Origin of the sequence: Rhodococcus sp. EPR-134 (assembly GCF_001647205.1) — a bacterium.
In the GTDB taxonomy this organism is placed as follows: domain Bacteria; phylum Actinomycetota; class Actinomycetes; order Mycobacteriales; family Mycobacteriaceae; genus Rhodococcus_F; species Rhodococcus_F qingshengii.
Window position 1 is genome coordinate 1 of the sequence record NZ_LVCT01000276.1, and the last position, 12,242, is coordinate 12,242.

At 63.5% G+C, this 12,242-nt stretch carries 12 protein-coding genes; 6 read left to right on the plus strand and 6 right to left on the minus strand.

Annotated features, from left to right (window positions below; translation table 11 throughout):
* The coding region (locus A2J01_RS12325) for an alpha/beta hydrolase (protein ID WP_269455311.1) at positions 1-507 on the plus strand (507 nt) is incomplete at its 5' end.
* 39 nt (positions 508-546) lie between these two features.
* Here the strand turns inward: A2J01_RS12325 and A2J01_RS12330 are convergent.
* From A2J01_RS12330 to A2J01_RS12345, 4 genes are all read right to left on the minus strand, one after another.
* The gene (locus A2J01_RS12330; protein ID WP_003942144.1) at positions 547-804 is read right to left on the minus strand and encodes an HPr family phosphocarrier protein; all 258 of its coding nucleotides are present in this window, start codon (positions 802-804) and stop codon (positions 547-549) included.
* A gap of 97 nt (positions 805-901) precedes the next feature.
* A complete protein-coding gene (locus A2J01_RS12335; protein ID WP_007735189.1) occupies positions 902-2,971 on the minus strand; it encodes a PTS fructose transporter subunit IIABC in 2,070 nt (689 codons plus the stop codon).
* 18 nt (positions 2,972-2,989) lie between these two features.
* Complete coding sequence (locus A2J01_RS12340; protein ID WP_064112801.1) at positions 2,990-3,985, minus strand: 1-phosphofructokinase family hexose kinase; 996 nt, start codon at positions 3,983-3,985, stop codon at positions 2,990-2,992.
* Complete coding sequence (locus A2J01_RS12345) at positions 3,982-4,749, minus strand: DeoR/GlpR family DNA-binding transcription regulator (RefSeq protein ID WP_064112802.1); 768 nt, start codon at positions 4,747-4,749, stop codon at positions 3,982-3,984. The genes A2J01_RS12340 and A2J01_RS12345 overlap by 4 nt, the downstream gene beginning before the upstream one ends.
* 191 nt (positions 4,750-4,940) lie before the next feature.
* Between A2J01_RS12345 and A2J01_RS12350 the strand changes: the two genes are divergently transcribed.
* The 3 genes from A2J01_RS12350 to A2J01_RS12360 all read left to right on the plus strand — a co-directional run bounded on the left by A2J01_RS12350 (position 4,941) and on the right by A2J01_RS12360 (position 9,302).
* Complete coding sequence (locus A2J01_RS12350; RefSeq protein WP_064112803.1) at positions 4,941-6,614, plus strand: putative PEP-binding protein; 1,674 nt, start codon at positions 4,941-4,943, stop codon at positions 6,612-6,614.
* Positions 6,615-6,689: 75 nt separating this feature from the next.
* Entirely contained in the window at positions 6,690-7,970 is a 1,281-nt protein-coding gene (locus A2J01_RS12355) for a uracil-xanthine permease family protein (protein WP_020907537.1), read from the plus strand.
* Positions 7,971-8,159: 189 nt separating this feature from the next.
* The gene (locus A2J01_RS12360; protein ID WP_064112805.1) at positions 8,160-9,302 is read left to right on the plus strand and encodes an acyl-CoA dehydrogenase family protein; all 1,143 of its coding nucleotides are present in this window, start codon (positions 8,160-8,162) and stop codon (positions 9,300-9,302) included.
* 92 nt (positions 9,303-9,394) lie between these two features.
* Here the strand turns inward: A2J01_RS12360 and lexA are convergent, their stop codons facing one another.
* Positions 9,395-10,123 carry a transcriptional repressor LexA gene (gene lexA / locus A2J01_RS12365; protein ID WP_007735195.1) on the minus strand — a complete coding sequence of 243 codons (729 nt, stop codon included), beginning with the start codon at positions 10,121-10,123 and terminating at the stop codon, positions 9,395-9,397.
* 282 nt (positions 10,124-10,405) lie between these two features.
* Here lexA and A2J01_RS12370 point away from each other — a divergent pair, with 282 nt between their 5' ends.
* Positions 10,406-11,119, plus strand: coding sequence for a LysM peptidoglycan-binding domain-containing protein (locus A2J01_RS12370; protein WP_064112804.1), 714 nt, complete (start codon positions 10,406-10,408; stop codon positions 11,117-11,119).
* Between the two features lie 194 nt (positions 11,120-11,313).
* Positions 11,314-11,811, plus strand: coding sequence for a transcriptional regulator NrdR (nrdR, locus tag A2J01_RS12375; RefSeq protein ID WP_030535543.1), 498 nt, complete (start codon positions 11,314-11,316; stop codon positions 11,809-11,811).
* 286 nt (positions 11,812-12,097) lie between these two features.
* On the opposite strand, the gene A2J01_RS37445 is transcribed toward nrdR, so the two are convergent.
* Positions 12,098-12,242, minus strand: a 145-nt coding sequence (locus tag A2J01_RS37445) for a DUF3418 domain-containing protein (RefSeq protein WP_156519255.1), incomplete at its 5' end; no start/stop codon positions are given.

Genomic DNA, 12,242 nt, shown 5'->3' on the forward strand with positions numbered 1-12,242 from the left:
GATTCTGCGCTCGGCAACGTCGCGACGTATCTGGACCAGGACGTCCCGAACTGGATCGAATCGAACCTTCAAGTGAATCCGGACGCTGCGCAATGGGCTATCGGTGGGTTCTCCTACGGCGGGACATGCGCGATCGAGATGGCCGTGAACTTCCCGGACCGATACCCGTCGTTCCTGGACTTCTCCGGCCAGGACGAACCGTCGACCGGTGATCACGAGGACACCGTGGCGGCCATGTTCGACGGTGACGAAAGCGCGTTCGACGCGGTCAACGCCCGAGACCTGATGGCGCAGAATCGGTATCCGCAGTTGTCGGGTGTATTTGTCGCGGGTGAGGACGACGACATCTACCGCCCTCAGCAGGAGATCATGTTCGAGGCTGCACGCGCCGCCGACATGAACGTGGACTACTACACCCTTCCCGGCGGGCACTCGGGTGATGTGTGGGGCACTGCTCTGGAACTCGAAATGGACTGGCTGGGCCGGACACTCGCACTGACTCCGTGAGAGTGTCCGGCCCGCTACACAGCACCGACTGACATCGGGTCAGGCGTCGAGATCAGCGGCTACCAGCTCGGCGACCTTGGCGAGTGCGTCGGCGTCGTCGGACTCGATGGTTACTTCGGTGTCCTTGGCGGCTCCGAGCGTCATGATCATCAGTGCCGAACCTGCATCCACGGGTTCGCCGTCGGCGACTGCGAGGGTGACCGTGGCGCCGGAGGCTCCGACTGCTTCGGCGATGAGAGCGGCGGGGCGGGCGTGGAGGCCGACTGCGGAACCGACGGCAACTGTCTTGCTGGGCATGGGATCTCCTCGTTGTAGAACTGTCGTTGCGGACGTTATGGGGTGTTCGGGCAGATCTGGTGACTCAGGTGGTGACTGCAGTGTTGCCTGCTGTCGATCATGCCGCAGCGGGCACGATTTCGGGGTCGAGTTCGGCATCGGACGGCCCCTTGCGGAAGAACTCCTTGGCTCCGACGACGGCGAGCGCAGCTACCACGGTTCCCGCGGCGAGCGAGACCAGGAACCAGCCGATTCCGCCGACTGCGAAGAAGACGAAGATCCCGCCGTGCGGGGCGCTGAGAGTGACGTCGAAAGCCATGATCAGCGCGCCGGTGACCGCGCCGCCCGCCATCATCGAGGGGATCACGCGAAGCGGGTCGGCAGCGGCGAACGGAATCGCGCCCTCGGAGATGAATGCCGAACCCAGCAACCAGGCAGCCTTTCCGTTCTCCCGTTCGGCTTCGCTGAAGAGCTTGGGACGCAGCACCGTCGAGGCAAGTGCCATGGCAAGCGGCGGAACCATACCGGCAGCCATGACAGCCGCCATGATGCGCAAAGTGGCCGGGTCGTTGACGTTGAGTCCGGCGACGGCGAAGGCGTAAGCCGCCTTGTTGACCGGTCCACCGAGGTCGAAGCACATCATCAGGCCGAGAATGATGCCGAGGAAGATGGCCGAGCTGCCGGACAGTCCGTTGAGCCAGTCGGTGAGACCGGAGGTGATCGCGGCGAGCGGACGCCCGAGGACGATGAACATCAGTGCTCCGACGACCAGCGTCGCGAACAGCGGGATGATTACCACCGGCATCAGGCCTCGCAGCCACTGCGGGACGGCGATCCGGCCGATGTAGAGCGCGACGACACCGGCGATGAGACCACCGACCAAGCCGCCGATGAAACCGGCACCGACGAACACGGCGACCGCGCCGGCTGTGAAGCCGGGAGCGATGCCAGGCCGGTCGGCGATGGCGAAGGCGATGTAGCCGGCCAACGCGGGCACCAGGAAGCTGAATGCCAACGAACCGATCTGGAACAGCACTGCGCCGAGATAGGTGGCCAGACCACCGTCGGGAAGGTTGGTGATCGAGTTGTTGAGAACGATGTCCTTGGCCGGACCGGAGATCTCGTATCCGCCGAGCAGGAAGCCGAGTGCGATCAGCAGACCGCCGGCCGCGACGAACGGGATCATGTAGCTGACACCGGTCAGGAGGACCTGACGGAGGTGGGTGCCGAACCCTACGGAACCGGCATCGGAATCCGCGGCCGCTGCGGCGGTGCCGTCAACGGTGGCGGCGGCGGGATTCTCGGAGGCGCGCAACGCTTCTGCGAGCATCTTGTCCGGCTCGTTGATTGCCCGCTTCACACCGGAAGCGACGACGGGCTTACCGGCGAATCGTTCGCGGCCCTTCACTCCGACGTCGGTGGCGAAGATGACCGCGGCGGCTCCCGCGATCACCGAAGGGTCAAGGGGGGTGCTTCCGCTCGAACCTTGCGTTTCGACGTGAACCTTGATGCCGGCGCGTTCACCCGCGGCGACGAGTGAGTCCGCCGCCATGTAGGTGTGAGCGATTCCGGTCGGGCAGGCGGTGACCGCGACGATGTGACGCTCCGCGGGCGCTGGTGCCGGGGTCTCCTCGGTAGCGTGTTTCCCGGTGGAAACAGGTGCCGGGGGTGTCGCTGCCGCAGCCTTTGCTGCAGGATCCTTCGGTGCGGGATTGAGTACCTCGTCGACCAGTCTCACGATCTCGTCCGGCGTCGACGCTTCACGAAGTGACGTGACGAACGCGGGCCTGACGAGTGCTCGGGCCAACGAGGAGAGCAGCTTCATGTGCTCGGCCCCGGCGCCTTCGGGTGCCGCGATCAGGAAGACCAGATCGGCGGGGCCGTCGGGTGCACCGAAGTCGACCTTCGGATCGAGTCGAGCAAACCCCAGGGACGCGGACGAGACAGCCTCGGCGCGGCAGTGGGGAATTGCGATTCCGCCGGGCAGTCCGGTCGCGGACTGCGCTTCGCGAGCGAGTGCGGCATCGACCAGTCCCGCGGCGTCGCTCGCCCGTCCCGCTGCAGTCAATCGCGCTGCGAGAGAACGAATGACATCTTCCTTGGTCGAACCCAGGTCGGTGTCGAGTGAGATCAGTTCGGGACTGATGATCTCCGGGCCGGAACTGCCGGCTGCGGTGGTATCGGACATGTCAGGTTCCTTAGGGCGTCAGGCGAGTTCGGTGGGGACGGGGATGGGAGAGGCGGCATCTGCTGCAGATACCGAAACCGCTGCCAGATCGATCTGTTCGGGTGTGGGAAGGGTTGTGCCGGGAAGGGAGGCAGCGGCGCTTCCGTAGGCGACCGCGTGACGTAGCCGCTCGGATTCCGAGCCGCCGCCCGCTTCGGCGAGGATGTAGCCGGCCAGCGACGAATCGCCTGCGCCGACGGTACTGACTGCGACAATCGGGGGAGCGGTGGCGATCCACGCGCCGTCGGCCGTGACGAGGACGGCACCGGCTGCGCCGAGCGTGGCGAGCACGCTGCCGACGCCGCGATCGACCAATCGCTGCGCCGCCGTGACTGCAGGCCCGGGATCACCGTTCTCGGCAGCACGTTCGAGGACGTGGCCGTCGACGCCGGTCAGTTGCGCGAGTTCCTCGCCGTTGGGTTTGAGCAGATCAGGTGCCGAGCCGGGGAAGCCTTCGGCGAGTGCCGTCAGTGGGGCGTCCGAGGTGTCGACCGCCACCTTGCACGGGTGATCGCGCAGCGCGGCGACCAGTTCGCCGTACCACCCCAGCGGAACGCCGGGAGGCAGTGAGCCGGACAGCGCGAACCACAGTGCGGTATCGGCGCGGGCGATCAACTCCTGTGCCAGGGCGTCGAGCGTCGAACCGGACAGCGTTGCGCCCGGTTCGTTGATCTTCGTCGTGGTCCCGTCCGGTTCCGCGATGGTGATGTTGGTGCGAGCCGGACCCGTTGTGGCGACGCCGATGTGGGGAATCCCACCGGTTGCGAGCGCCGAGAGCAGAGGGTCACCACCGTTTCCCGGCAGCACCGCGAGCACGTCGAGGTCGGCTGCGGCGAGAACACGCGCCACGTTGACCCCCTTGCCGCCGGGGTCGCTGCGAGTGGAGTGGGCGCGTAGGACGGAGCCTCGTTCGAGCCGTTGCTCGAGTTGTACGGTCCGATCGATACTCGGGTTGGCTGTCAGTGTGACGATCATGCGATCACCACCTCGATTCCGTGGTCGTGGAACTCGGATGTGTCTGTGGGACTGATCTCTTCGTCGGTGATGAGGACGTCGATGCTGTCGAGTGGTGCGAAGCTGATCAAGTGCTCGCGGCCGACTTTGCTGGAATCGGCCACCACGACAACGTGATTGGCGGCCTTGACCATCGCACGTTTGACGGCGGCCTCTTCGCTGTCCGGGGTGGAGAGTCCGTGTCCGACGCTGATCGCGTTGGTTCCGACGAAGGCGACGTCGACCCGCAACGTGCTCAGCAGGCGTAGAGCGTCCTCGCCGACCGCGGCTTGCGTCACCCCGCGTACTCGTCCGCCGAGCAGGATCAGGGAAATCGAGTTCATCGATGCCAGTCGTGCGCCGATCGGCACGGAATTGGTCACGGCCGTGAAGTCGTTCTCGGTCGGTAGTTCGGGGATCATGCGGCCCGTGGTCGTGCCCGCGTCGAAGATGACGCTGCCGCCGGTAGGAGGGAGATAGGTGACCGCGCAGCGGGCGATCCGGTCCTTCTGTTGCGCGCGGGTCTGATCGCGTTCCGCCATGCCCGGTTCGGTCACATGGAGGGATCCGGTCGGAACGGCGCCGCCGTGCACACGCCTGATCTGTCCGATCCGCTCGAGGAAGGCCAGATCGCGACGCACGGTCTCGGCGGTCACTCCGAAGGTCTCCGACAGCGCCGCCACGGACATGCGTCCGCGCTGCGACACCATGGTGCCGATCGCTTGTTGGCGTTCTTCCGCGTACACGTGCTCTCCGATTCCGAAATGTGATCCGACGGTGCGTTGTGGATCACAGTGAATGTTGCTTTATGTTGTTTTACGCCCGAGTGTGTTGACATGTCAAGACTTGGGAGTAATCTTCGTCACAACGAAGGTGAGGGCTTTACGCGCTCGAGGTGATCCGGTGTGACACCGGGCCCATCGCTCAAGGAGGACAGATGACCGAACAGCTCAACCGAATCACCGTGCACGGCACCCCCGTCGTGCCCGGAATTGCATACGGCCCGGCTATCTGGCCGTCCAGCCGACCAGAACTCGTCACCGATGCACCGGCCCTCGACGAGGCCGATCGAGAGGCCGCTGCAGACGCCTTCGTCGCAGCAGCGAAGGCTGTCGAGAACCGCCTTCTCGGACGGGCCGGCGAAGCCACAGGCGCGGCCGCCGAGGTCTTGCAGGCCAACGCGGCGATGGCAGCCGATCGCGGCTGGATCGGGGCGGCAAAGAAGTCGATCGCCGGCGGAGTGCCCCCGGTGCAGGCTGCGATCGCGGCGACGGAGCAGTTCGTGGTGCTGTTCACCAAGGTCGGCGGTGTGATGGCCGAGCGCGTCACCGATCTCGAGGACATCCGCGACCGCGTGATCGCCGAACTCTCCGGATTGCCCGAACCCGGAGTTCCGATGCCCGAGACGCCGTCGGTGCTGTGCGCGGACGATCTGGCTCCTGCGGACACCGCGGGCCTCGATGCAACCAAGATCATCGGACTCGTGACCATCTTCGGCGGCCCGACCAGCCACACGGCAATCATCGCGAGGCAGTTGGGCATCCCGTGCATCGTGGCCGCGAAGGAACTGGAATCCATCGCGGCCGGAACACCGATTCTGATCGACGGAACCACCGGCGACGTGATCGCGGAGCCCGATCCTGAGCAGGCGCGCGAACTGGTCGAACAATCCCGGATCGATCGTGAACGCGTCAGCACGTGGACCGGACCAGGCCGGACGTCGGACGGCCGGCCGGTAGACGTCCTCGCCAACGTTCAAGACGGCGCCGGCGCTCGGGCCGCGGCGCTGACCGCAGCGGGAGGCATCGGGCTCTTCCGGACCGAACTCTGCTTCCTCGGCCGTGAGACCGAACCGACCGTAGACGAGCAGGCGGCGATCTACGCCGAAGTTCTCGAGGCCTTCGCAGGCAAGAAGGTCATCATTCGCACGTTGGACGCGGGTTCGGACAAGCCGCTCAAATTCGCCAACCATCAAGAGGAAGCGAATCCGGCCCTCGGCGTTCGTGGGGTCCGAATCGCCTGGCAGGACATGGGAATTCTCGACCGCCAGCTCGACGCGATCGCGGCAGCCGCGGCGTCGACCAACTCGTCGCCGTGGGTCATGGCACCGATGATCGCCACCCCGGCCGAGGCGAAACGTTTTGCCGATGCGGTGCGGGCACGCGATCTTGTTCCCGGTGTGATGGTGGAGATCCCGGCGGCGGCGCTGTTGGCCGACCAGATTCTCGAACACGTCGAATTCCTCTCGATCGGTACCAACGACCTCGCTCAGTACACGATGGCCGCTGATCGGATGTCCTCCGAACTCGCCGACCTGACCGATCCGTGGCAGCCCGCGGTGCTCGCCCTTGTCGCACGTACGGCCCAGGCCGGTCAGGCGGCAGGCAAGCGCGTCGGCGTCTGCGGTGAGGCGGCCGCCGATCCACTGTTGGCGTGTGTTCTGGCCGGACTCGGAGTTTCCTCGCTGTCGTGCGCTGCGGCGTCGGTCGCGGGTGTGGGAGCGAAGGTCGGGTCAGTCACCATGGCGCAATGTGAGGCGGCTGCGGCGGCGGTGCTGGCAACCGGTGATCCGGTGGCAGCGCGCAAAGCGGCGGCCGACGCAATCAGCTGAACTGGTTTCGTTGGTCTCGGTCGGAGACCGAGCGCCTGACCTCTAGTATTTCGACCTGTGATCGAACGAGAAACAATGACCGGGGCCGGCGGAATCGGCTGGACTGTCCACGGAGACGGCAAGCGGATCGCCGACGGAGCCGTCGTGGCGCCGGACGAACGACTGAGTTGGCCGCGCACCATCGGAATCGGGATGCAACACGTCATCGCGATGTTCGGAGCGACACTGCTCGTTCCGACCATCACCGGCTTCCCCGTCACGACGACGCTGTTGTTCTCGGGTATCGGCACCGCGCTGTTCCTGCTCATCACCCGGGGCCGGATCCCGAGCTATCTCGGTTCGTCCTTCGCGTTCATCGCCCCGCTGACAGCGTCGGCAGGATCGGGCCCGGCCGCGCAGCTCGGTGCCGTCATGGCCGTCGGCATCGTGTTGATGTTGATCGGCGTCGCCGTACGTCTGATCGGCAGCCGGGTCATCGACGCCGTCATGCCGCCGGTAGTGACAGGCGCGGTCGTCGCGCTGATCGGTCTCAACCTCGCTCCGACGGCGGTCGGTTCCTTCGAATCGCAGCCGCTGATCGCCACCGTCACGCTCGTTTCGATCCTGCTGGTCACGGTCGTCGGTCCCGGGCTGCTCGGCCGGTTGGGCATTCTGGTCGGCGTCGTGATCGGCTGGGTCTTCGCCGCGGTCATCGGTGGTCTCGACAGTGAACGAGTGTCCGCTCTGCGCGAAGCCGACTGGTTCGGGCTGCCGAGTCTGCACGGACCGTCGTTCGACTGGTCGGTGATCGTGCTCGCGCTGCCCGTGGTGATCGTTCTGGTCGCCGAGAACGTCGGACATGTCAAGGCGGTGTCCGCCATGACGGGTAAGTCCCTCGATGATCTGGCCGGCAATGCGCTGTTTGCAGACGGTCTCGCCACGACCTTGGCGGGCGCCGGCGGCGGATCCGGAACCACCACGTATGCCGAGAACATCGGGGTCATGGCAGCGACGCGTGTGTACTCGACCGCGGCGTACTGGGTAGCGGCCGCCACCGCCGTGATCCTGGCATTTTCGCCCAAATTCGGTGCACTGGTCTTCACGGTTCCGAACGGCGTCATCGGCGGTGCGACGATGGTTCTCTACGGACTCATCGGCATTCTCGGTGTGCGCATCTGGATGGAAGCGAAGGTGGACTTCACCGATCCGGTCAACCTGACCGTCGCCGCTGCCGCACTGGTTGCCGGCATCGGGAACCTGACGCTGACCATTGGTTCGGTCGAGCTGGGCGGCATCGCTTGGGGGTCGATCGGCATCCTGGTCGCCTACCCGATCATGCGATACCTCGCCAAATTCCGTACTTCGAGTAACAGATAACCGCTACAGTCACGAATCGTGATCGTTCGGGTCATCGACGGGTATCGCAACAGGTTCTACCGTCGGAGGCAGTGACGTGGGCCCGCGAACTTCGGCGTGCCCAGTCTCAGCGAAAACATCCCGACCGGGTACATCGTCCCCACCGGGTACATCACTGAAGTGCCGTATATCGAATTGCAAGGAGTCGGCGTGGAGCGCACCCTGTTCGAACCGGAACATGAACTCTTCCGGGAGTCGTACCAGAAGTTCTTGGCACAGCACGTGGCACCGAACCACGAGAAGTGGGAAGAGCAGAACATCGTCGATCGTGACGTCTGGGTCGAGGCCGGAAAGCAGGGATTCCTGGGAACCGCGGTACCTGAGGAATTCGGCGGCGGCGGTGTCAAGGATTTCCGCTACAACACGATCATCACCGAGGAAACCACCAAGGGTGGCTTCAGTGGTATCGGCTTCACGCTGCACAACGACGTGGTGGCGCCGTACCTCCTGGAGTTGACCAACGAGGAGCAGAAGCAGCGTTGGCTACCCGGATTCGCGTCGGGTGAGCTGATCTCGGCGATCGCGATGACCGAACCGGGTACCGGTAGCGACCTGCAGGGCATCAAGACGAAAGCAGTTCGCGACGGGGACCACTGGGTACTCAACGGTTCGAAGACCTTCATCACCAACGGAATCAACGCCGACATCATCATCGTTGTCGCGTGCACCGACCCGGACAAGGGTGCTCAGGGCTTCAGCCTCCTCGTTGTCGAGCGGGACATGCCCGGCTTCGAGCGTGGACGCAATCTCGACAAGATCGGCATGAAGGCTCAGGACACCGCCGAACTCAGCTTCACCGACGTACGCGTTCCCGCTGCCAACCTGCTGGGCGAAGAGGGAATGGGCTTCTTCTACTTGATGAAGAACCTTCCCCAGGAACGACTCTCGATCGCCGTCGTTGCTGCCGCCGCAATGGAATCGGTTCTCGAGAGCACGATCCAGTACTGCCGTGACCGCAAGGCATTCGGCAAGTCGATCGGCAGCTTCCAGAACACCCGATTCGTACTGGCCGAATTGGCAACGGAGACCACGGCAGTGCGCATCCTGGTGGACAAGTTCATCGAGCAGCTCAATGCCGAGAAGCTGACCGTGCAGGAAGCTGCGATGGCGAAGTGGTGGACCACCGAAGCTCAGGTCAAGCTCATCGACCGCTGCCTCCAGCTGCACGGAGGCTACGGCTACATGAAGGAATACCCGGTTGCCAAGGCGTACATGGACTCTCGTGTGCAGACCATCTACGGTGGCACAACCGAGATCATGAAGGAGATCATCGGACGTTCGCTGAATCTCTGATTCGGGTGATGGACCGCTGATCGTCACGAAAAGACTCTGGGCCCCGGCTGATGCCGGGGCCCAGAGTTTTGTGATCGAGGGTGCGAGCGAACTCAGATCTTCCGCATGACCGTGACAACCTTGCCCAAGATGACGGCGTTGTTGCCGGGAATCGGCTCGAAGAGGTCGTTGTGCGGCATCAGCCACACCTCCTTCTTCGTACGCTTGAACGTCTTCACGGTGGCTTCGCCGTCGATCATTGCGGCCACGATGTCACCGTTCTCGGCGACGTTCTGCTGACGGACGACAACCCAGTCGCCATCGCAGATCGCTGCATCGATCATCGACTCACCGACAACCTTGAGCATGAAGAGCGAACCTTGGCCGACGAGCTCGCGGGGGAGTGGAAACACATCCTCCACAGCTTCCTCGGCGAGGATCGGTCCGCCGGCAGCGATGCGGCCCAGGATGGGGACGAACGCCGGCTCTGGCAGCGGGTCGGCACTGTTGTACTCGCCGGAATGCTTCGACACCGACGCGATGGCGGTATCGGCCGCAACCTCGTCGAGACCCCGAACATCGACTGCACGAGGGCGATTGGGATCGCGTCGAAGGAAGCCCTTGCGCTCCAACGTTCGCAGTTGATGCGCGACCGACGACGTGGAGGTAAGCCCCACCGCATCCCCGATTTCGCGAATGCTCGGCGGATACCCGCGCTCCGTCACCGAATCTCGGATCACTTCGAGAACGCGCCGCTGACGCTCGGTGAGCGTCTCGCTCGACGGAGACGGAACTGCAGAAGCTCCTGCCTCCGCGGCTGTGCTGGAGCGATCGTCCTTCATGGCCTGTTGCCTCCGTGTCTGAAGAAGTCGTGTCTGAAAAAGTCGTGTCTGAACAAGTCGTGTTTGAAAACTGCCTGCAAAAGTGCCTGGTGCAAGTCGCGCAGAAACCTGTCGGTGCCTCCTGCCAACATTCGAGCTGTCGACAAACACGGAGGCTTTCGCAATTCCCGCTGTGTGGTCTGACACGAATCTAGCCGGATTTGCTCGCGGTTTCAAACATCTGTTCGATTCGTGTCGCTCCAAGTAGAGACATTGTCGGCCAGGCGTGGTAGAAATTCGAACATGCGTTCCATCGAACGCATGATCGAACACATCGATCGGTGTCGACCAGCGGAGGTCACGATGGGTAACGCAGCACTGAAAAGCAACAGGGTTTTCGACGACGCGATTGGTTTCGACGCGTTTGGTTTCGACGGTACGTCGGCACTGAAGTACCACCCCTCGTTCTATGGGCCCGATGCAGACGCTGTGTCCTTCGAACGGCGCGGAGCGGCCGAAATGCGTGGCGTGGCCAGGGATGTCGACAACGAACCGCAGGCGGCCGTCGTTCGCCGGGTTCCGGCGGTGGGCGCGGTTTCAGGTTCGCGTTCATTGCGCGAATCTCCTCGCCGGTGGGACAGCGAGCACGATTCGTCACGCCCGTACGGAGGAAGTTTCGCGCACCGAAACAGGGTCGGTGTGTCACGGGTCGAACATGAAGTGGCCGCCGAGGATGTCAGTTGGAAGACGGTTTTCCTGGGCGCCGTATTCACCGCATTCGCAGTGTTGGCGTTGGTGGGGATCGGCGCTTTGTCGAGTGGTGACGTAGCTGCGACAAACGGCGCGACCGAAGTGGTTCGCGTTGCCGCGGGTGAATCCCTCAGTGATATTGCTGCCAAGGTTGCACCTGGCCAGGCTGTCGGTTCGGTGATCGAGCAGATCATGGATCTCAATGCGATGTCGAGTTCCGGACTGTCAGTGGGACAAACGCTGATCGTGCCGGCCTCGGGGCGCTGACCTACCCCGTACCAGGCGGGGGCGTACCGAGCGTGAGAGCAGTCCGTTCACAGCGAGTAAGCTGTCCACTTGACAGTCCCACCACCTCGGGTGGTCGCGTTGAGTACGTGGATCTGCTCTGTAAATCGTCGGAGGATTTGCAGTCGGTAGCGAATCTGAGTTGCGGCCATTTCGGCGACAACGAAGGAACCCCGATGCATTGCCCGTTCTGCCGGCACCCTGATTCCCGAGTGGTCGATTCGCGCGAGGCCGACGAGGGCCAGGCGATCAGGCGGCGCCGTTCGTGCCCCGAGTGTGGCCGCCGATTCACCACGGTCGAGACGGCAGTTCTCTCGGTCGTGAAGCGCAGCGGCGTCACGGAGCCTTTCAGTCGAGAAAAGGTTGTCAAAGGTGTGCGTCGCGCATGCCAGGGCCGCCAAGTGGACAACGATTCGCTGAATTTGCTCGCCCAACAGGTCGAAGATGCCGTTCGAGCTTCGGGTTCTGCCGAAATTCCCAGTAACGAGGTAGGGCTCGCGATCCTCGATCCGCTTCGAAATCTCGACGAAGTCGCCTACCTGCGATTCGCATCGGTGTACAAGTCCTTCAGCTCGGCTGCGGATTTCGAACGTGAGATCACCGACATGCGCGAGCATGCAGAGACCCGTGCCGCCGAGAAGGCTCCCGGCGCCGAGACCGTTTCCGTCGACTGAGGCCTTCGCCTCAGATAACGCTGAGAGCACAGAGCGGTCTTAGGTAACGCTGAGAACACAAAGCGAACAATCGAACAAATCGGGCACGTTATTCGCTTAGTGTCTACCAGGTACGTTCGTCCGCATCTCGGATCTTCACGGAGGCGTTATGAACTTAGTTGCAGTTCTCGGAGTCGTGAACAGCCTGGTAACCCTCGGGTTCGCCAACACTGTTGCCACCTTTGGCGGTTTCCTCACCAACGTCAACATTCAGACAATCTACTGATCGCGCAATTCTCGCCGAACATCAACGCTTGATCGCTTCGATAGCTTTCAGGACTCGCTTTTCGGAAATCGGTGTGGGTGTACCGAGGGACTGCGCAAACAAGCTCACGCGCAGTTCCTCGATCATCCAACTGATCGCGTCGACATCTCGAGCAGTGCGACGCTCT